Source organism: Pseudomonas edaphica (genome assembly GCF_965277385.1).
In the GTDB taxonomy this organism is placed as follows: Bacteria; Pseudomonadota; Gammaproteobacteria; order Pseudomonadales; family Pseudomonadaceae; genus Aquipseudomonas; species Aquipseudomonas edaphica.
This window is the reverse complement of record NZ_OZ255725.1, coordinates 765245-784087: the sequence shown is the minus strand read 5'-3', so window position 1 is coordinate 784087 and position 18843 is coordinate 765245. Positions and strand designations below refer to the sequence as shown.

Genomic DNA, 18843 nt, shown 5'->3' with positions numbered 1-18843 from the left:
GTATTTCAAAGCGCGGCACAATAACAGCCACACGGCATTTTGGGGATGATTAGCATAACAATAGATCCCGATATTCTTTTCCAGTCTTAAAATTCGTCGCTAGGCTCTATCACCTTCTCGAAAACGCGGCAGATTCCCATGACTTTCAAGCGTTCCTCCCTGACCCTGTTGGCCGCGTCCCTGGCGGCCGCGAGCGCCTTGCTCAGCCCCGGCGCCCAGGCCGAGGGCAAGATCAGCATTGCCCAGCAATTCGGTATCGGCTACCTGATCCTCGACGTGGTGCGCGACCAGCACCTGATCGAAAAACATGGCAAGGAGCAGGGCCTGGACATCAAGGTGGAATGGAACAGCATTTCCGGCGCCACTGCCATGAATGAATCGCTGCTGGCCGGCGCCCTGGATGTGGTCTCGGCGGGTGTGCCGCCGATGCTCACCCTGTGGGACCGCACCAAGGGCAAGCAGAACGTCAAGGCCATCGCCTCCCTGGGTTCGATGCCCAATTACCTGCTGACCAATAACCCCAACGTGAAGACCCTGCAGGACTTTACCGACAAAGACCGCATCGCTGTGCCGGCCGCCGGCGTGGGTTTCCAGTCGCGCACCTTGCAGATCGAGACGGCCAAGCTGTTCGGCGATGCCAATTTCAAGAAGTTCGACGACATCTCCATCAGCCTGGCCCACCCGGATGCCACGGCGGCGTTGATTGCCGGTGGTTCGGAGATCAATTCACACTTCTCCAGCCCGCCGTTTCAATATCAGGAGTTGTTGAACCCTAACGTGCACAAGGTGCTCAGTTCCTACGACATTCTTGGCGGGCAGGCGTCGTTCAACGTGCTCTACACCACGCAGAAATTTCACGATGACAACCCCAAGACCTACAAGGCGTTTTATGACGCGCTGGCGGAGGCCGAGAAGATCATCAAGGCCGATAAACCTGCGGCCGCCAAGACGTATATTCGCGTAGAGGAATCCAAGCTGCCGCTGGACCTGGTGGAGAAAATCGTCCAGGACCCGGAAATCGACTTCACCATCGTGCCGCAGCGTACGTTTATCTATGCGCAGAAGTTGCAGGAATTGGGCGTGCTGAAGAACAAGGCGGCGAGCTGGAAGGATTACTTCTTTGAAGAGGCCCATGGTGGTGATGGCAGCTGATTTGTAATTGGGAGCCAATGTGGGAGCTGGCTTGCCTGCGATAGCATCAACTCGGTGTACCTGACACACCGAGGAGCCTGCATCGCAGGCAAGCCAGCTCCCACAGTGGATCGTTGTTGTCTATGTGTCAGCGGAAGAATTCACCTGGGGTGGACTCAAACTGCTGCCGAAACGCATTAATAAACGCCGACGTCGACTCATACCCACACCCCAGCGCCACATCCGTCACCCGCTCGCCTTGCTCCAGCGCGGGTAGGGCGCTGAGCAAGCGCAGGCGCTGACGCCAGGCGCGAAAGGTCAGCCCGGTATCACTCAAAAACAACCGGCTCAGGGTCTTTTCACTGACCCCAAGCTTGTGGCTCCAGTCACCCAGGGTGGTCTGCTGCTCCGGGTGCAGGTTCAGGCTGCGGTAAATCTGCCGCAGCCGTGGGTCATGGGGCAACGGCAGCATCAAATCCACCTGGGGCGCGGCCGCCAGTTGGTCGAGCACCACCTGGGCCAGCCGCCCGTCCGGGCCGTCCTCGGCATACTCCACCGGCAACTCGCTGAAACTGCGGATCAACTCGCGCAACAAACTGCTCACCTCCAGCACCTGGCAACGCTCGGCCGCCCAGGCGGTGACGCTGCAATCGAGGTACAGGCTGCGCATTTCCGTGTGCGGTGAGCTGAACACCCGGTGCGGTACGCCCGCAGGAATCCACACGGCGCGCTGGGGCGGGGCGACGAAACGGCCGACACTGGTCTGGATCTCCAGCACCCCCGAAATCGCATACGACAACTGCACCCACGGGTGGCTGTGCCGGCGGGTCAGCGCGCGGTTGGGCAGCGATTCGGTGCGGCCATACACCGGGCGTGGCAGGCTGGAAAGCCCGGGCACACTGCGCCTAACCGTCTTGTCATGTCCTTTAGGCGGCATTTACTGGCTCATTGGCGTTAGTCGGTAACAGGCCGTTAAGTTAGAGTCGCAGCGATGCTCTTGGCAACCCCTGGAAGATTTGCTTATGACCCGCCCGCGTTTTCTACCTGACAACTTCACCCTGACCCTGATCGCCACGGTGATCCTTGCGTCACTGCTGCCGGCCAGCGGCCAGACCGCCGTGGCCTTCGGCTGGGTGACGAACCTGGCCATTGCGCTGCTGTTTTTCCTGCACGGCGCCAAGCTGTCACGCCAGGCCATCGTTGCCGGTGCCGGGCATTGGCGCCTGCATTTGCTGGTGTTCAGCCTGACTTTTGTGCTGTTCCCATTGTTGGGCCTGGCGCTCAAGCCGCTGCTGTCGCCGCTGATCGGCAACGACCTGTACATGGGCATGCTGTATCTGTGTGCGCTGCCGGCCACGGTGCAATCGGCGATTGCCTTCACCTCGCTGGCCCGCGGCAACATCCCGGCAGCCATCTGCAGCGCGGCGGCCTCCAGCCTGTTCGGCATCTTCCTGACGCCGTTGCTGGTGACCTTGCTGCTTAACGTACACGGCGATGGCGGCTCCACGGTCGACGCCATCCTGAAAATCAGCGTGCAGCTGTTGCTGCCTTTTGTGGCCGGGCAGATCGCCCGGCGCTGGATTGGCGAGTGGGTGGGGCGTAATAAATCCTGGCTGAAGTTCGTCGACCAAGGCTCGATTCTGCTGGTGGTGTATGGCGCGTTCAGCGAAGCGGTCAACGAAGGCATCTGGCACCAGATCCCGCTGTGGGAGCTGGGCGGTCTGGTCGTCGCCTGCTGCGTGTTGCTGGGCTTGGTGCTGGTGGCCTCCGCCGTGCTGGGCAAGGCATTTGGGTTTAACCAGGAAGACCGCATCACCATCTTGTTCTGTGGCTCAAAGAAAAGCCTGGCCACCGGTGTACCGATGGCCCAGGTGCTGTTCGCCGGGGCGACCATGGGCGTGCTGATTTTGCCGTTGATGCTGTTTCACCAGATCCAGTTGATGGTCTGTGCGGCGTTGGCGCAGCGTTATGCCAAGCGCCCGGAAAGCATCCCCGAGATAATGGGCCAGGTCGATCCGTGATCCAGCGCACACCTTGGCAAGATTGACCTCAAGTTAACGCCCGAGCAGACGACTTCCTTATTGAGAGCCCAATAAGGAGTGTCGGCATGAACGTTAAAGGTATTTCGGTATTAACCGGCCTGTTTTGCCTATGGGCGGGCGCCTGTGGTGCCGCGCAGACCATAGGGCAGGGCACCATTCAATTTCGCGGCGCCATCGTCGAACCCGGCTGTGCGACAAATGCGCGCAGTGGCGCGGTGATGGAGTTGACCGGGTGCGCCAGTTCCAATCGCGGCAGTCGCTTCGAGGTGCGCAATATTGCGCCAGTGGCCAGCGTCAACGCCGCCCATGTAAAGCTGGTGGCAGACAGCGGCGATGGGCGTTATTACAACCAGAGTTACTTGCTGGTGGATGCCGCCGGCAAGCCGATCCAGTCGGGCAACTACGTGATTACCATGACCTCGCCCTAAGCCTTTGGGCGACGATCCGCGTCAACAGCGGGCCAAGAAACCTATAGAATGCCCGGCGGCGGCGCTGTTCTGCGCGGCCGTTGGATCATCGCCAGAGTATCTCGCCCGCCAATGAGCATTTCAGCCGCAACGCCCCAAGCCAATTGGCAACCGGTCATCGCCTTGGCGCTGGCCGCCTTTGTGTTCAATACCACCGAATTCGTGCCCGTGGGGCTGCTCAGCGCCATCGGTGCGAGCTTCGACATGCCCATCGCCAGCGTCGGCTTGATGCTCACCATCTATGCCTGGATCGTTTCGCTGACCTCGTTGCCGGTGATGCTGCTGACGCGCAACGTCGAGCGGCGCAAGTTGCTGATCGTGCTGTTCGGCCTGTTTATCGCCAGCCATATCCTCTCCAGCGTCGCCAACAGTTTTGGCCTGCTGATGGTCAGTCGCATCGGCATTGCGTTGTCCCACGCGCTGTTCTGGTCAATTACCGCGTCCCTGGCCGTGCGCCTGGCGCCGGAAGGCAAGCAGGTGCAAGCCCTTGGGTTGTTGGCTACTGGCACCTCTTTGGCGATGGTGTTGGGCATTCCCCTGGGCCGTCTGCTCGGTGAAGCCATGGGCTGGCGCACCACCTTCCTGGTGATCGCCGCGTTCGCTGGCGCCCTGGTGTTCTGGCTGGCGCGCACCTTGCCGCCGCTGCCGAGCCAGAACTCCGGCTCGCTGCGCAGCCTGCCGTTGCTGTTCAAACGCCCGGCACTGGTGGCGCTGTACGTGCTCACCGCCATGACCGTTACCGCGCAATTCACCGCCTACAGCTACATCGAACCCTTCGTCGAAGGCGTGGCCGGTTTGGGCGGTGGCGCCGTAACCCTGATTTTGCTGGTGTTCGGCGGCGCGGGCATCATCGGCTCGCTGCTGTTCAGCCTGGTGCACCGTTTCAACCCGCATATTTTCGTGGTCAGCGCAGTGTTCCTGCTCGCGGCCTGCTTGACCCTGATGCTGCCCTTGAGCGGCGCCGAGTCGTACCTGGTGATACTGAGCATTTTCTGGGGCATGGCCATCATGGGCTTCGGCCTCGCCATGCAATCGAAGGTGCTGGTGCTGGCACCCGACGCCACCGACGTGGCCATGGCAATGTTCTCCGGCATCTACAACATCGGCATCGGCGGCGGCGCCCTGATGGGCAGCTGGGTCGGCAGCCACTTCGGCTTCGCCTGGATCGGCGTGGCGGGCGGGGCGTTGGCAGCGGTGGCGTTGATCGGGTATTGCCTGGCGATTCGCAAGTTCGGGACGGGTGTGGTGCGTAGCTGAGGAGTAACGATTGATGATCAAACCTGCTTTTTTCGCGATGCTTGCCAGCGTGTCTGCGCTGTTGCTCAGCCCTTCGAGCGTTGCCGCCAGCTTCGACTGCGCCAAGGCTCGGGCACCTGACGAAATCACCATCTGCAAAAACGTCAGCCTCAATGACCAGGACGTCACCATGGCGTTGCTCTACGACCTGAACAAGCACTTCATGGCCATGGGCGGGCGCGGTTCATTGATGGACGGGCAGGCCGAATGGCTCAAACAGCGGCATGCCTGCGGGGCGAAAGTCAGTTGCCTGAGCGCTGCTTATACGCAGCGGATTGGTATGTTGCGCGGGTTCATTGATGAGCGGGTGATGACGAAAGGGCCGTTTTGAGCCAGCAATCCTAGGCAAAAAAGCAACCTGTGGGAGCGGGCTTGTTGTGGCGAGCAGGCTTTTCTGTGGGAGCTGGCTTGCCTGCGATAGCGATCTGTCAGCCACCACCGCTATCGCAGGCAAGCCAGCTCCCACATTTGACCGCATGCGGTTTTAGTACCTTACAGTGCAGCCAGCACCGCCTCGAGCTTCTCCTGATCCCGCGCAAACTGGCGAATGCCTTCGGCGAGTTTTTCAGTCGCCATCGCATCTTCATTCGACGCCCAACGGAATTGCGCTTCGGTCAATGGCTGACGCACTTCGCCTTCTGCACCCGGCGCCAATTTGCGTTGCAGCACGCCGTTATCGTCAGCCAGTTTTTGCAGCAGGTCAGGGCTGATGGTCAGGCGGTCGCAACCGGCCAGTTCTTCGATCTGGCTCAAGGTGCGGAAGCTGGCGCCCATCACCACGGTGTCGATTTTATTGGCCTTGTAGTAGTTGTAGATACGCGTCACCGACTGCACGCCCGGGTCTTCGGCACCGGTGTAGTCCAGGCCGGTGTTTTTGCGATACCAGTCGTAGATGCGGCCCACGAACGGCGAGATCAAAAACACCCCGGCATCGGCGCAGGCCTGGGCCTGGGCGAAGGAAAACAGCAGGGTGAGGTTGGTCTGGATACCGGCTTTTTCCAGGCGCTCGGCGGTGCGGATGCCTTCCCAGGTGGAGGCCAGTTTGATCAGCACGCGGTCGCGGCCGACACCGGCCTGGTCATACAGGGCGATCAGCTGGTTGGCCTTGGCCCACAGCGCGTCTTCGTCGAACGACAAACGCGCGTCGACTTCAGTGGATATACGCCCCGGAATCACCTTGAGAATGCCCGCGCCCACCGACACCGCGAAGTGGTCGCAGGCCAGGCCCACATTGCCTTTGGACAGGCTCACGGCATTGCGCAGCAGCTCGGCGTATTCCGGGATGGCGGCGGCCTTGAGCAGCAGCGACGGGTTGGTGGTGGCATCCACCGGGCGCAGGCGGCTGATGGCTTCCAGGTCGCCAGTGTCGCAGACCACGGTGGTGAATTGCTTGAGTTGTTCGAGCTTGGACGTCATGAGCGGCGGTCCCCAGGAAAAGAGTGAAGGTAGCTGTTGTACCATTTCCGGGGCGCCCTGTTTACCGCGCGTGCAAACCTGTCGCGGCCTTAAGGCATCCAGGTCTGCACATCCTGCGCATCCACCGCCTTGGCGTAAGGCGTGCCCGTCATCACCGCGATTTTCTTGCGAAATAGCGCCAAGCTTAAAGTTATGAAAAGCATTCGATAAATACTCTTTCGATCTGAGCTTAGGGCGCTTTTTGCAGCGTCCGACGAATCGGGCATAACCATAGAGTTATATGATTCTTTCATAATCGTGCGTGATTAATATAATAAAAATCGAACTTTCCCGCGAAGACGCTTTATGACCTCACGCCGCCAGATCCATTTGTCAGCCTTCCTGTTGAGCGGCCCGGTGGTGCACAGCCACGCGGTATGGCGCCACCCCGAAACGGTCGGCAATTACCTCGACCCCGAGTACTACACGCGTATCGCCAAAGTCGTGGAGGAAGGCTTGTTCGACTTCCTGTTTTTCGCCGATCGCCTGGCCGTGGGCGACCAGATGGGCGGCTCCCGTGAGTTTGCCTTGCGCTACGGCGCCCAGGACGCCACGCGCCTCGACCCGTTGCCGATCCTGTCGTACCTGGTAGGCCAGACCACCAAACTCGGCCTGGGCGCGACCCGTTCCACCACCTATTACGAACCGGCGCATATTGCCCGCGAATTCGCCACCTTGGACCACCTGTCCAAGGGCCGCGCGGCGTGGAATATCGTCACCTCGATGAATGACAGCGAAGGGCGCCTGTTCGGCAAGGCCAAGCACCTGGAGCATGACCTGCGCTACGACCGCGCCGATGAGTTTGTCGAGGTCGCGCTGAAACTCTGGAACAGCTGGGGCAAGGACGCGCTCAAGCTCGACCGCGAAAGCGGCGTGCTCGCCGACCCGGCATTGATTACCTCGGTGCAACACCAGGGCGAGTGGTTCCGGGTTGAAGGCCCGCTGAATATCCCGCGTTCGCCCCAGGGCCGGCCGGTGCTGATCCAGGCCGGGTCTTCCGGGCGGGGTCGGCGCTTTGGCGCACGGTGGGCCGAGGCGATTTTTACCATTCACCCGCACCTGGCGGCCATGCGCGCCTTTCGCGATGACGTGCGCGCCCAGGTGGTGCAACAAGGCCGCGCCGCCGACAGCTGCAAAATACTCACCGCGGTGATGCCATTTATTGGCGGCAGCGAAGCCGAAGCCCGCGCCAAGCGCGACCAGCACAACGCCCTGGCGCGGCCGGAGTTGGGGCTGGTGACACTGGCTTCGCAACTGAATGTGGACCTGTCGCCGTTCCCGTTGTCGGCCACCCTGGCCGAGGTGGCGCAGTCGCCGCTTATCCACGGTGCAGCGGCGGAAAAGCTGCTGATGCAAGGCCCCGAACTGACCCTGGAACAACTCGGCCGGATCTTCGCCAGCAGCGTGCGCGTGCCGCAACTGGTGGGCACCGGCGCGCAGATCGCCGACCAATTGGCTGAGCTGTTCGAGCAAGGCGGTTGCGACGGCTTTGTGATTTCGCCGGGGTACTTGCCGGGCTCGTTCACCGAATTTGTCGAGAGCGTGATTCCGCACTTGCAGCGCAAGGGCCTGTTCCGCACGGCGTACGAAGGTTCGACGTTGCGTGAGCACCTCGGTCTGGCGGATCTCGCACACTGAATGCACTGAATGCACTGAATGCACTGAATGTGGGAGCTGGCTTGCCTGCGATAGCGGCGGGTCAGTTTGCATCGTAGTTGACTGACACTGCGCTATCGCAGGCAAGCCAGCTCCCACATTTGGGCGGCGGTGTTTTTTATTGGGTACATCAATTTAAAAAGGGAATTGCGCATGGCTGCTTTCGATCACTTGACCCGTCGCCGTTTGCTCGGCATAGCGGGCATTTCCATGGCCGGCCTGGCGCTGCCCAGCCTGGGCTTTGCGGCCGACGAGCACGCCGGGCACGGCACGCCTGCGGAACCTGCAGGCACCGGCGAGTTCATCCGCCTCGACGCGCCGCGCAAGCTAAAACTGGCGGTCAACCTCAACGCTGTGTGCCTGGCGCCAGTGGTGATTGCCCACGGGCAGGGCTTCTTCACCCAACATAACCTCGATGTGGAACTGGTCAACTTCGGCAACTCCACCGAAGTGCTGCTCGAAGCCATCGCCACCGGCAAGGCAGATGCCGGCATCGGCATGGCGCTGCGTTGGCTCAAGGCTCTGGAACAAGGCTTTGACGTCAAGCTCACCGCCGGTACCCACGGCGGTTGCCTGCGCTTGCTGAGTGCGGCGAACGGCGGCGTGAACAGGCTGGAGGACCTCAAGGGCAAGGCCATCGGTGTCACCGACATGGCCAGCCCCGACCGCAATTTCTTCTCTATCCTGCTGAAAAAGCACGGCGTCGACCCGGTGCGCGACGTCGAATGGCGCCTGTACCCGGCCGACCTGCTGGGCACCGCGCTGGAGCGTGGTGAAGTGCAGGCGGTCAGCGGCAGTGACCCGTTCATGTACCGCCTGATCAAGTCCGGCGTGGCGCGGGAGTTGTCTACCAACCTGGTGGAGGAATACGCCAACCTCAGCTGCTGCGTGGTCGGCGTCACCGGCAAGCTGGTACGTGAAGACAAGCGCGTGGTCGCGGCGCTGACCCAGGCGATTCTGGAGGCCCACGATTATTCCGTGCAGCACCCCGAAGAAGTCGCCAAGGGCTTCCAGGCTTATGCGCTGAACACCACGACTGAAGAAGTGCAGGCGATCCTGCACGATCATACCCACGGCCACCATGCGGTCGGCGCGGCGCTGACGCAGGAAATCACCACCTATGTCACCGACCTGAAAACCGTCGAGGTGATCAGCAAAGGCACCGACCCGGTGGAGTTTGCCAAGGAGATCACCGCTGATGTCTTCAGTTGATGCAACCACCCTGAACCCAAGCCTGACATTCAAGGCCGGCTGGCAGGGCGCCACGGTGGTGGCGGCCTGGGTGGCCGTGGCACTGCTGATCAGCTATTGGCCCAATGCCGTGCGCAATTGGCCAATGACCCAAGGGCTGGCCAATGTGTGCGTGGCGGTGGCTGCGCTGTTCATTCTGTTGAGCCTGCTGGGCCTGCGTTTTTCGCGGCTCGGCCAGCGCTTGCAAAAGGCCGGGCCTTGGTTGATTGCCTTGCCGGTATTACTGGGTGTCTGGGAGCTGCTCACCGCCAAACTGGCGCTGCTGCCGGTGCCGTTTTTCGCGCCGCCCCAGGCCTTGCTTGCGGTGTATGTCGAAGACTATGCGCGCCTGGCCGACAGCCTGCTGCATTCGGCCTTGCTGCTGGGTTCGGGCGTGGCGCTGGGCGCGGCGACTGGTTTTGTCGCGGGCGTCTCCATCGGCTGGTCCACGCGCATCGGCTACTGGTTGCACCCGGTGCTGCGTATCCTCGGGCCGGTGCCGTCGACGGCGTTGCTGCCGCTGTGTTTTTTCCTGTTTCCCAGCAGTTGGAGCGCAAGTGTTTTCCTGATCGCCCTGGCCACCTGGTTTCCGGTCACGGTGCTGACCTGGTCCGGCGTGGCGAGTGTCGATAAAGCCTATTACGACGTGGCACGCACCTTGGGTGCCAAGCCGGGCTTCCTGATTTTCAAAGTGGCGATTCCCGCCGCGTTGCCCCACGTGTTTGTCGGCCTGTTCATGGGCCTGGGGGCCTCGTTCTCGACCTTGGTGGTGGCGGAAATGATGGGGGTTAAATCCGGCATCGGCTGGTACTTGCAATGGGCTCAGGGCTGGGCCGCCTACGCGAACATGTACGCGGCATTATTGATCATGGCACTGGCCTGTTCGGGGTTGATCACCGGGTTGTTCCTGGTGCGTGACCGCTTGTTGGCCTGGCAGAAAGGAGCGATGAAATGGTAGCGCTGGCACAAGCAATCCAACCCGCGCCCGGGCTGGCGCTGCGGATTGAAAACCTCAGCCATGGCTTTGCACTGGACGGGCAGCATTTGCCGGTATTGGAGCGGGTTTCCCTGGAGGTGGCGCCCGGTGAATTCGTGGCGTTGCTGGGGCCTTCGGGGTGCGGCAAATCCACTTTGCTGCGCCTGGTGGCCGGGTTGGAACCGGCTGACTCCGGGCGTTTGCTGGCCGATGGGCACGCCATCACCGGCCCCGACCCGAGCCGCGTGGTGGTGTTCCAGGACCCGACCCTGTACCCCTGGCGCCGCGTGTGGGACAACGTCGCACTGGGCCTGGAGGCTCAAGGCTTGCTCAAGACCCATTCGGCCAAGGTCGATCAAGCCCTGGAAAAAGTCGGCCTCAGCGCCTTCGCGCACGCCTACCCTCGACAACTTTCCGGCGGCATGGCCCAGCGCGTGGCGTTGGCCCGTGCGCTGGTCAACCAGCCACGGCTGCTGATTCTGGATGAACCCCTGGGCAAGCTGGACTCGCTGACGCGCATCACCCTGCAAAAGGAGCTTATCGACCTGTGGCAGCGCCAGGGCTACACGGCGTTGCTGGTGACCCACGACGTGGAAGAAGCCTTGCTGCTGGCCAACCGCGTGATCGTGTTCAGCGACCGCCCGGCGAAGATCCAGGCGCAGTTGACCATTGATCGGCCCTATCCTCGGCATCGCGATGATGCCTATCTGGTGGATTTGCGCCGGCAGATTCTGGGGTTGTTGGGGTTGGGGGAGAGCTGGTAGTTGTTGGTCTGATCGTTCCCACGCTCTGCGTGGGAATGCCGCTTGGGGCGCTCCGCGTCCCGCAACCCCACAGTCTGACTGCATAGTCCTTGACACCGCCAACCCCTTGCGCAAGGATCAACTCAATTTTCGAAAATTGAGTTTCAGCGATGGCGAGAATCCATAAGCCAACCGAATTCGCCGACTTGTTAAAGCAATATGGCCTGGAGGTTTTCGAGCTGGCGCGCCTCTACAAAGCGGTCGACGGCAAAGGTCGGTACTTGCACTGGGATGAATTTCGTCGATATCCCGCGCCGGGCATCAATAAAGACGCTGCTTGGGCCGCGATCAAAATGTCGCGGGCCTGCGCGAGCAAGACCCTCGAACTGCGCAGCGAGTGTGGCAGCCCTTTTTTTGTGTGCACCACGGATTTCTGTGACGCGGTCGTTCACGCCGTGGAGTCGGTGACGTCCAGGCTGGGCGGGGCGACGGCGTCGTCTCCCCAATACCGGGATAACACCCGCTACCTGGTTGACGCCTTGATGATGGAGGAAGCCATCTCCAGCGCCCAACTGGAGGGCGCCGCGACGACCCGTAAAATCGCCAAGGACATGTTGGCCAAGGAACGCCCGCCTCAAGATGATGATGAGCGGATGATCCTGAATAACTATCAGCTGATGAAGCATGCCAAGTACAACAAGGACGAAAGTCTGTCGCTCGGGTTGATCTGCGAGTTTCATGGCATTGCCACGGCGGGCATTGATGAGGCGCATGTTCATCCGGGGGCCATCAGGGACGAAGACGATGTTTTTGTCGGCGGTGCGCGCAATGACATTGTGCATCAGCCGCCCAAGGCAGCCCTGCTGCCAGCCAGGCTTGAAGCGCTCTGCCGGTTTGCCAATGAGCGGCATGACGGGCAGGAGGGCAGGCACTTTATCCACCCGGTGGTGAAAGCCATCATCCTGCATTTCATGCTGGGCTATGAGCATCCTTTCAGGGACGGGAACGGGCGCACCGCACGCGCGTTGTTTTATTGGTTCATGCTCAAAAGTGGTTACTGGCCGTTTGAATATATTTCTATCAGTACGCTGCTTAAAGAGGCGCCAATGCAATATGGGCGTTCCTATGTCTACACGGAAACCGACGCCTTCGACCTGACCTATTTCGTGATTTACCAACTGCGCGTCATTGAGCGTGCAATGCAAGCGTTCATGACGTATTTCGAGGCCAAAAGGAAAGAAGCCACCGAGCTGATGGGCTGGCTGGATACGCTTGAATTGAAAGATGCACTCAATTATCGGCAGGGGCATTTCCTGAAAAAGGTACTGCAACACCCAGGGCGCACCTTCACGCCCAAGGAGATCACCCATGACTATGACGTTTCGGAAAATACCGCGCGTAAGGACCTGGAGAAGTTGGTCGGCATGAAGGTGCTGTTCAAGGTCCAGGAAGGCAAAAGCTTCCTGTACCTGGCCAGGGATGACGCCGAAGCCAATCTGAAGAAACTCGCATCCAAGGCCTAGGTGCGCTCAAACCTGCTCCTGCGCCCGCAACTGCACGCTCATCTCATCACAACTGTTTGCCCAGTCACTCAGCCACTGCGGCATGGGCGGTGACGCTTCGGCCAAGCCGAGTTCGCGCACAAAGTCGGCCGGGGGCAGGGTGCCCTTGGCGGAGCGGAACAGGCCGCGCATCACTACCACGCCCACCACTCGGCCCTTGCTGATAAAACGATGCTCCATCAGGCTCCATTTGTGGTCCCAGCCGAGCATGCGGGTGTGTACCTCGAACACTTCAAACAGCTTCAGCTCGCGGCGGAACTTGCCCCAGGTGTCGCCCACAATCGGCAACGCCTTGTTGCGCAGGGCCACGCGAAAAGCGCCGGTACGCAGCACAAAATCCATCCGCGCAACGTCCGCCAGGGTGAAATACCGGCCATTGGTGACGTGCCGGTTGATATCCAGGTCCAGCGGCCACACCCGCATGCGCACTACAGTGGTGTCCAAACCCTGCACGGGCTTGCGCCAGGGACGACGGAACAACATGAACAGCAATCGAAACCAGAGATTCATAAACGTGCCAGGCAGTTGATCAGAAGCCGCACTGTACGCAGCCGGAATCGGCTAAGGTAGGTGCGCAAATGACTTATTACATGCGAAAAACGCAAACAGGCTTTTTATGCACATTACCTTGCTCCTGGCCGATGATTGTTCTGCCGCCAACGCCACCCTGGTCCTGGAAATGCTCAGCGCCGCCAATCTGTTTGCCGACAGCCCACCCTATGAGGTCGTGGTGGTCTCCCTGGACGGCCAGCCCGTCACCACGTGGAGCGGGCAGTGCATGCAGGTGGCGTGCGCGGCGGCGCAGGTGCGCCGCACTGACCTGATCCTGATCCCCGGTTTCCTGTTTACCCTCAAGCAGGCCTTGCCCACTTTTCCTGCCTACGGCCCGTGGTTGCGCGAGCAATATGCCCAGGGCGCGGTGCTGGCATCGATGTGCACCGCAGCTTTTTTGCTGGCCGAAAGCGGCTTGTTGCAAGGCTTGCGCGCTACCACCCACTGGGCGTTTGCCGAGCTGTTCCGGCGCCGTTACCCCGACGTGACCCTGGAGGACGCGCAGATCCTGTGTGAAGAAAACCGTGTAATCACCAGCGGTGGCGCCAGCGCGGCGATGGACCTGATGCTGCACCTGATCCGCCGCTTCGGTTCACCAGAGCTTGCGCATACCTGTGGCAAATACCTGTTGATCGACGGCGTGCGTACCGAGCAGTCGGTGTACGCCCTGTGGTCGTTGCCCAAGAACCACGGCGACGGCGAGATCCTGCGGGTGCAACATTGGCTGGAGCAGCACTTTGCCCAGGCGTTGGTGATTGACGACGTGGCGCGGCGCTTTGGCTTTGGTGTGCGCAATTTCAAGCGGCGTTTCAAGGAGGCGACCGGCTATACGCCCGTGGGTTATGTGCAAACCCTGCGCCTGGAGCGGGCCAAGCAGATGCTGGAGTCCACGCGCATGACCCTCGAAAGCATCACCTACGCGGTGGGGTATGAAGACAGTAATTCGTTTCGCCGCCTGTTCCAGCAGCGCGTGGGGATGCTGCCGGCGGCGTATCGCAAGAAATTCCTCGCCACGGCCTGAATCAGCGACGCAGCTGCGCCTGCGCTTCAATACATTCCACCAGAAACTCCATCACCACCTTCACCGACGGTGAGCGGCGCATATCCGGGTAGACCGTCAGCCAGATATCACGCACCGGGCCGTCGCTGGGCGTGGGCAACCGGGTCAACAGCGGGTCGTGGTCGCCCACCAGGGTCGGCAGCACTACCGCGCCGACCTGCGCGCGAGCGGCCATCTGCTGGGTGATCAACTCGCTGGCGGCAAATACGATAGGGCGAGGGCCGCGCAGTTGGTGCAGCCAGGCTTGCTGGGGCAGGTGGTCGCGGCTGGCGTCGTAGGCGATGAAGGTCCATTGCGCTGCCGGCAAGTGTTCGAGCGCAGGTGCGGCGTACAAGCCGAAGCGCACCACGCCGACTTTGCGCCGCACCAGGGCTGCTTCGTCGGGGCGCACGGTGCGCAAGGCGATGTCGGCTTCGCCCTTGTCCAGCGCGGCCAGTTGAGTGGACGGCATCAGCACCAGATTCAGCTGCGGGTAGTGGGCGCGTAAACGCGCAAGCTGAGGTGCAATGCAGTGGTTGGCGATGGAGGGCGGGCAACTGACGCGCACAGTGCCGGCCAGTTCAATGGAGGCCACACGCGACAAGCGCATCACCTGCGTGGCCATATCGCCCATGCCCGCCGCCACTTGCGCCAAGGCCAGGCCTTGCGCCGTGAGCGGGCGGCTGCGGGGCAGGCGGTCCACCAGCTTTACGCCCAGGGCTTTTTCCAGTGCATCGACCCGGCGCCCGACGGTGGCGTGCTCCACCTGCAGCTCGCGGGCGGCGGCCGACAATGACTGGGTGCGGGCCAGCACGGTGAAGTAGTAGAGGTCCTGCCAATCGAACATCGGGTTATTTCCGCGCAGAGGCTGGGAGGGATTGGGGAATATTGCAACCGAATAATCCCTTTTACCATGGCCGCTTCCCAGTGCAAACGGAGTTGTTCCCTGATGAAAGCCATTACCCTGCAAGCCTACGGCGGTCCCGATGTCGCCCAACTGCGCCATGATGTGGCCAAACCCCAGGTCACGGCCGGGCATGTGCTGGTCAAGGTGGCCTGCGCCGGGATTAATTTCATGGATATTCATACCCGCCAGGGCAAATACGCGGCGTCGGTGACTTACCCGGTGCGCTTGCCCTGCACCTTGGGCATGGAAGGCGCTGGCGTGGTGGTTGAGGTCGGCTCCGGCGTGAAGCATTTGGCCGTGGGCGACCGGGTGGCCTGGTGCATTGCCTGGGGCGCCTATGCCGAATATGCCAACGTGCCCGCCGATAAAGTTGCGCAGATCCCCACGGCGATCCGCTTCGATCAGGCCGCAGCGGCGATGTTTCAGGGTTGCACCGCGCACTACCTGGTTGAGGACGTGGCGCGCTTGCAGGCAGGCAGCAGTTGCCTGATTCACGCGGCGTCCGGCAGCATCGGCCAGTTGTTGGTGCAGATGGCGCGGCGGTTGGGCGCGACCGTGTTGACCACCGGCAGCAGCGCCGAAAAATGCGCGATTGCCCGGCAACGTGGCGCCCACCAGGCCTGGACCTATGACGGCTTTGCCGATCAGGTGCTGCAAGCCACGGATGGCCGCGGGGTGGATGTGGTGTTTGATTCAGTCGGCAAAAACACCTTGCGCGAGAGTTTCCGTGCTTGCCGCACGCGGGGTTTGATCGTCAATTATGGCAACGTGTCGGGCTCACTGAGCGATTTGGACCCGATTGAATTGGGCGAGGCGGGCTCGCTGTTTTTGACCCGACCGCGCCTGGCGGACCACATGGCCGACGGGGCGACCGTGCAGCGGCGTGCCAATGCGGTGTTCGCGGCGATGCTGGAAGGGTCGTTGAGCGTGGAGATCGAGGGCCATTACAGCCTGGAGACGGTGCAACAGGTACACGCGCGCATCGAGGCGCGCCAGCAGATCGGCAAGGCGGTGTTGTGGGTGGACCGTGACCTGCGCTGATCGTTGTGGCGAGCAGTCTTGTTGTGGCTAGCAAGCTTGTTGTGGCGAGCAGGCTTGCCCTGCGTTGGGCTGCGAAGCGGCCCCAGTGCGGCTAATGCGATTTTTCGGTTAAACCGCGTGTTCAGGTTTCAGGGCCGCTGCGCGCCCCAACGCAGGGCAAGCCTGCTCGCCACAACAAGCCTGCTCGCCACAACAGCCCGTTAACCAGAAGTTGGGTGGGTACATGGCCAGATCGCAGGCGAAAAAAAACCGGCTGATCAGGCCGGTTTGGGGTGCCTCGCCAACAGCGAGGGTTATACGTGGTTGCTCTGCAGGCGATCCGAACCACCTTCAGCCAGGCCGCGTTCCTGCAGGCGATCAGCACCGCCTTCAGCCAGGCCGCGTTCCTGCAGGCGATCAGCACCGCCTTCGGCCAGGCCACGTTCCTGCAAGCGATCAGCGCCACCTTCGGCTATACGGCGTTCCTGCAGACGGTCAGAACCATTTTCGGCTACGTGGTTGCCTTGCAGGCGATCCGCGCCGCCTTCAGCGACAACCGGGTGGGCAAAAGCGTTGGCAGCCAGTACCGAGAAAGCGAGGCTAAGCAAGAGTTGGCGTTTCATGGTGGTGTGCTCCGAGAGTTGTAGTTGGGTGTTGCCGGGTATGGGTTTGATGGTACGCGTTGGATTTTTTAAGAGAACTTCATTGCGCTGATGGTGACTATCGACGCCAGCGATGGCCCGTTGTGGCGGGCCATCGTGCAGGCGCTCAAGGCATCTGCGGCAGTTCCTGAGGGCGCAGGTCAAACACCAGCACCTCGGCGTCTTCGCCCTGGCTCAGGCGGATCTGCCGCTCATTGCGCAGCCGTGCGCCGTCGCCTTCCTGCATGCGTTGGCCATTGAGTTCGACGCTGCCGCGGGCCACGTGCACGTACACATGGCGGTCCGCCGGCACGTCCAGGGTCGTGGTTTCGTCGCCGTTGAACAGCCCGGCATACACCCGTGCATCCTGGCGAACGTTGAGCGAGCCATCCGTGCCTTCCGGCGAGATGATCAACTGCAAGCGCCCACGTTTTTGCGCTGCGCTGAAGTGCTCCTGCTGGTAGCGCGGTTCGGCGCCGACCACATTCGGCACAATCCAGATCTGCAGGAAGTGCACGCCATGGCTCTGGCTGTGGTTGAACTCGCTGTGGGCCACGCCGCTGCCGGCGCTCATCAATTGCACGTCGCCAGGGCGGATCACCGAACCGGTGCCCAGGGTGTCCTTGTGTTCCAGGGCGCCTTCGAGCACATAGGAGAAAATCTCCATGTCCCGATGCGGGTGCTGGCCAAAGCCTTTGCCGGCGGCGACGCGGTCATCGTTGATCACCAGCAGGTCGGAAAAACCCTGCTCCTTGGGATCCCAGTAGTTGGCAAACGAGAAGGTGTGGAACGACTTCAACCAACCGTGATTGGCGGCGCCGCGTTCCGAGGCTTTGCGAAGGGTCAGCATGGTCTTGTCCTCAAGTGAGCGCTGGCTGCGAAATGCAGGGCGCTTGCGTTGAGAAGAAGGTTAATGGTTTTCCAGTGATTCATTAATAAGCTGAAAATTGAATTAATGTCTCATTTTAGTTGACAGTTTCAAGCGTGCCATAATGCCGTCCCGACTCCCGTTACGATGGACTTGCTCTTGATGAAAACCGTGGCCATGGCGCTGTTTCCAGACTTCCTGCTGCTCGATATGGCCGGGCCGCTGGAGGTATTTTCCATCGCCAATCGCTACTTGCCGGCGGCGGAGCATTATCGGATCCTGACGATCGGTACCGAGCCCGGTCCGCTGCGCGCCTCCAATGGCGTGCACGTGCATGCCGACCTGCAACTGGCGCATGCCGATGAGGCCTACGACCTTCTGCTGGTGCCCGGCGGGCCTGGCGCTTATAACGAATGCCATCCGGCTCTGCTGCCTTGGCTGCGGGCCGCAGCACCTCGGGCACGGCGCTTCGGTTCGATCTGCACCGGCGCCTTTGTGCTGGGGCACGCCGGGCTGCTCGACGGCCACCGCGTCACCACGCACTGGCACTACACCGACCGCCTGATCAAAGGCTTTCCCAAGGCCACCGTCGAGACCGATCGCATTTACTTGCAGGATGGCCGCTTGATTACCTCCGGCGGGGTCACTGCCGGCATCGACCTGGCGCTGTCGATCATCGCCCAGGACCATGGCCGGCAGGTGGCGGTCGACGTCGCCAAGGTGCTGCTGGTGGTGATGAAACGCCAGGGCGGTCAGGCGCAGTTCAGCCCGATGACCGCCGCCGTCGCGCCGCTGGAAACCCCGATCACCCGCGTGCAGAACCAGGTGCTGGCGCAGTTGGATCAGCCATTGAGCATCGTGTCCATGGCCGCGCTGGCGGGCATGAGCGCGCGCCATTTTGCGCGGCTGTTCGCCAAAGAGGTGGGCATGACGCCCATGGCCTTTGTGCAAGGCGCGCGTATCGACCGTGCTCGGCACCTGCTGGAAAGCACAGACCTGCCACTCAAGACCGTGGCTTTCCGCGCAGGGTTCGGCAGCGTGCGGCATATGCGCTTTCTGTTCAGTGAAAAACTCGGCCTTAACCCCACGCAGTACCGACAACAGTTCAGTTGACGCCGAAATGTCCGTCTGGCTGCCCTGATTGTCCGTGTCGCTCCCTGCGCCAGCATTGTCCTGTCACGCATAGCTGGCAAGATAGCCCCAGGCCCCTTGAAAGGAGGCGCAGGCGCCCAAGGCCGGGTGTTCCAGCGCTGTCAGC

The 18843-nt window shown here is 61.4% G+C and carries 19 protein-coding genes; 13 read left to right on the top strand and 6 right to left on the bottom strand.

What is annotated here, in order from left to right; genetic code table 11:
* Positions 1-138: 138 nt before the first annotated feature.
* A complete protein-coding gene (locus ACQY47_RS03245) occupies positions 139-1152 on the top strand; it encodes an ABC transporter substrate-binding protein (RefSeq protein ID WP_177032263.1) in 1014 nt (337 codons plus the stop codon).
* Positions 1153-1279: 127 nt separating this feature from the next.
* Here the strand turns inward: ACQY47_RS03245 and ACQY47_RS03240 are convergent, their stop codons facing one another.
* On the bottom strand, positions 1280-2068 hold the full coding sequence (locus ACQY47_RS03240; protein WP_017137733.1) for an AraC family transcriptional regulator: 789 nt from the start codon (positions 2066-2068) through the stop codon (positions 1280-1282).
* Between the two features lie 85 nt (positions 2069-2153).
* Between ACQY47_RS03240 and ACQY47_RS03235 the strand changes: the two genes are divergently transcribed.
* From ACQY47_RS03235 to ACQY47_RS03220, 4 genes are all read left to right on the top strand, one after another.
* A complete protein-coding gene (locus ACQY47_RS03235) occupies positions 2154-3152 on the top strand; it encodes a bile acid:sodium symporter family protein (protein ID WP_428555568.1) in 999 nt (332 codons plus the stop codon).
* An 86-nt stretch (positions 3153-3238) separates the two neighbouring features.
* On the top strand, positions 3239-3601 hold the full coding sequence (locus tag ACQY47_RS03230; protein ID WP_428555565.1) for a type 1 fimbrial protein: 363 nt from the start codon (positions 3239-3241) through the stop codon (positions 3599-3601).
* Between the two features lie 111 nt (positions 3602-3712).
* A complete protein-coding gene (locus tag ACQY47_RS03225; RefSeq protein ID WP_099547752.1) occupies positions 3713-4897 on the top strand; it encodes a sugar transporter in 1185 nt (394 codons plus the stop codon).
* A gap of 13 nt (positions 4898-4910) precedes the next feature.
* Positions 4911-5267 (top strand): lysozyme inhibitor LprI family protein, encoded by a 357-nt coding sequence (locus ACQY47_RS03220; RefSeq protein WP_428555561.1) that lies wholly within the window; start codon positions 4911-4913, stop codon positions 5265-5267.
* Between the two features lie 161 nt (positions 5268-5428).
* Here ACQY47_RS03220 and tal read toward each other — a convergent pair whose 3' ends face one another.
* Positions 5429-6352, bottom strand: coding sequence for a transaldolase (tal, locus tag ACQY47_RS03215; protein WP_428555558.1), 924 nt, complete (start codon positions 6350-6352; stop codon positions 5429-5431).
* A 345-nt stretch (positions 6353-6697) separates the two neighbouring features.
* On the opposite strand from tal, the gene ACQY47_RS03210 reads away from it, so the two are divergent.
* The 5 genes from ACQY47_RS03210 (at position 6698) to ACQY47_RS03190 (ending at position 12519) form a co-directional block, all read left to right on the top strand.
* Positions 6698-8029 carry an LLM class flavin-dependent oxidoreductase gene (locus ACQY47_RS03210; RefSeq protein ID WP_428555556.1) on the top strand — a complete coding sequence of 444 codons (1332 nt, stop codon included), beginning with the start codon at positions 6698-6700 and terminating at the stop codon, positions 8027-8029.
* Between the two features lie 171 nt (positions 8030-8200).
* The gene (locus tag ACQY47_RS03205; protein ID WP_428555553.1) at positions 8201-9259 is read left to right on the top strand and encodes an ABC transporter substrate-binding protein; all 1059 of its coding nucleotides are present in this window, start codon (positions 8201-8203) and stop codon (positions 9257-9259) included.
* A complete protein-coding gene (locus tag ACQY47_RS03200) occupies positions 9246-10235 on the top strand; it encodes an ABC transporter permease (protein ID WP_169987222.1) in 990 nt (329 codons plus the stop codon). The genes ACQY47_RS03205 and ACQY47_RS03200 overlap by 14 nt, the downstream gene beginning before the upstream one ends.
* On the top strand, positions 10229-11017 hold the full coding sequence (locus tag ACQY47_RS03195) for an ABC transporter ATP-binding protein (RefSeq protein ID WP_176991952.1): 789 nt from the start codon (positions 10229-10231) through the stop codon (positions 11015-11017). Before ACQY47_RS03200 ends, ACQY47_RS03195 begins: the two co-directional genes overlap by 7 nt.
* 260 nt (positions 11018-11277) lie before the next feature.
* On the top strand, positions 11278-12519 hold the full coding sequence (locus tag ACQY47_RS03190) for a Fic family protein (protein WP_428555548.1): 1242 nt from the start codon (positions 11278-11280) through the stop codon (positions 12517-12519).
* Between the two features lie 6 nt (positions 12520-12525).
* Here the strand turns inward: ACQY47_RS03190 and ACQY47_RS03185 are convergent, their stop codons facing one another.
* Complete coding sequence (locus tag ACQY47_RS03185) at positions 12526-13068, bottom strand: acyl-CoA thioesterase (protein WP_099547759.1); 543 nt, start codon at positions 13066-13068, stop codon at positions 12526-12528.
* 106 nt (positions 13069-13174) lie between these two features.
* Here ACQY47_RS03185 and ACQY47_RS03180 point away from each other — a divergent pair, with 106 nt between their 5' ends.
* A complete protein-coding gene (locus ACQY47_RS03180) occupies positions 13175-14131 on the top strand; it encodes a GlxA family transcriptional regulator (RefSeq protein WP_428555545.1) in 957 nt (318 codons plus the stop codon).
* A gap of 1 nt (position 14132) precedes the next feature.
* On the opposite strand, the gene ACQY47_RS03175 is transcribed toward ACQY47_RS03180, so the two are convergent.
* Positions 14133-14996 carry a LysR family transcriptional regulator gene (locus ACQY47_RS03175; RefSeq protein WP_099547761.1) on the bottom strand — a complete coding sequence of 288 codons (864 nt, stop codon included), beginning with the start codon at positions 14994-14996 and terminating at the stop codon, positions 14133-14135.
* Positions 14997-15098: 102 nt separating this feature from the next.
* Here ACQY47_RS03175 and ACQY47_RS03170 point away from each other — a divergent pair, with 102 nt between their 5' ends.
* A complete protein-coding gene (locus ACQY47_RS03170) occupies positions 15099-16097 on the top strand; it encodes a quinone oxidoreductase family protein (RefSeq protein WP_428555540.1) in 999 nt (332 codons plus the stop codon).
* Positions 16098-16390: 293 nt separating this feature from the next.
* Here the strand turns inward: ACQY47_RS03170 and ACQY47_RS03165 are convergent, their stop codons facing one another.
* Together ACQY47_RS03165 and ACQY47_RS03160 are read right to left on the bottom strand one after the other, a co-directional pair.
* A complete protein-coding gene (locus ACQY47_RS03165) occupies positions 16391-16699 on the bottom strand; it encodes a hypothetical protein (protein ID WP_428555537.1) in 309 nt (102 codons plus the stop codon).
* A 145-nt stretch (positions 16700-16844) separates the two neighbouring features.
* On the bottom strand, positions 16845-17567 hold the full coding sequence (locus ACQY47_RS03160) for a pirin family protein (protein WP_428555534.1): 723 nt from the start codon (positions 17565-17567) through the stop codon (positions 16845-16847).
* 180 nt (positions 17568-17747) lie between these two features.
* Here ACQY47_RS03160 and ACQY47_RS03155 point away from each other — a divergent pair, with 180 nt between their 5' ends.
* Positions 17748-18698: a GlxA family transcriptional regulator gene (locus tag ACQY47_RS03155; RefSeq protein ID WP_428555531.1), complete on the top strand. Its 951-nt coding sequence runs from the start codon at positions 17748-17750 to the stop codon at positions 18696-18698.
* Positions 18699-18843: the final 145 nt, after the last annotated feature.

Bases quoted from the DNA above. Each gene is read 5' to 3' on its own strand.
- ACQY47_RS03245 (WP_177032263.1), top strand. From the start codon at position 139: ATGACTTTCAAGCGTTCCTCCCTGACCCTGTTGGCCGCGTCCCTGGCG.
- ACQY47_RS03240 (WP_017137733.1), bottom strand. From the start codon at position 2,068: ATGCCGCCTAAAGGACATGACAAGACGGTTAGGCGCAGTGTGCCCGGG.
- ACQY47_RS03235 (WP_428555568.1), top strand. From the start codon at position 2,154: ATGACCCGCCCGCGTTTTCTACCTGACAACTTCACCCTGACCCTGATC.
- ACQY47_RS03230 (WP_428555565.1), top strand. From the start codon at position 3,239: ATGAACGTTAAAGGTATTTCGGTATTAACCGGCCTGTTTTGCCTATGG.
- ACQY47_RS03225 (WP_099547752.1), top strand. From the start codon at position 3,713: ATGAGCATTTCAGCCGCAACGCCCCAAGCCAATTGGCAACCGGTCATC.
- ACQY47_RS03220 (WP_428555561.1), top strand. From the start codon at position 4,911: ATGATCAAACCTGCTTTTTTCGCGATGCTTGCCAGCGTGTCTGCGCTG.
- tal (WP_428555558.1), bottom strand. From the start codon at position 6,352: ATGACGTCCAAGCTCGAACAACTCAAGCAATTCACCACCGTGGTCTGC.
- ACQY47_RS03210 (WP_428555556.1), top strand. From the start codon at position 6,698: ATGACCTCACGCCGCCAGATCCATTTGTCAGCCTTCCTGTTGAGCGGC.
- ACQY47_RS03205 (WP_428555553.1), top strand. From the start codon at position 8,201: ATGGCTGCTTTCGATCACTTGACCCGTCGCCGTTTGCTCGGCATAGCG.
- ACQY47_RS03200 (WP_169987222.1), top strand. From the start codon at position 9,246: ATGTCTTCAGTTGATGCAACCACCCTGAACCCAAGCCTGACATTCAAG.
- ACQY47_RS03195 (WP_176991952.1), top strand. From the start codon at position 10,229: ATGGTAGCGCTGGCACAAGCAATCCAACCCGCGCCCGGGCTGGCGCTG.
- ACQY47_RS03185 (WP_099547759.1), bottom strand. From the start codon at position 13,068: ATGAATCTCTGGTTTCGATTGCTGTTCATGTTGTTCCGTCGTCCCTGG.
- ACQY47_RS03180 (WP_428555545.1), top strand. From the start codon at position 13,175: ATGCACATTACCTTGCTCCTGGCCGATGATTGTTCTGCCGCCAACGCC.
- ACQY47_RS03175 (WP_099547761.1), bottom strand. From the start codon at position 14,996: ATGTTCGATTGGCAGGACCTCTACTACTTCACCGTGCTGGCCCGCACC.
- ACQY47_RS03170 (WP_428555540.1), top strand. From the start codon at position 15,099: ATGAAAGCCATTACCCTGCAAGCCTACGGCGGTCCCGATGTCGCCCAA.
- ACQY47_RS03165 (WP_428555537.1), bottom strand. From the start codon at position 16,699: ATGAAACGCCAACTCTTGCTTAGCCTCGCTTTCTCGGTACTGGCTGCC.
- ACQY47_RS03160 (WP_428555534.1), bottom strand. From the start codon at position 17,567: ATGCTGACCCTTCGCAAAGCCTCGGAACGCGGCGCCGCCAATCACGGT.
- ACQY47_RS03155 (WP_428555531.1), top strand. From the start codon at position 17,748: ATGAAAACCGTGGCCATGGCGCTGTTTCCAGACTTCCTGCTGCTCGAT.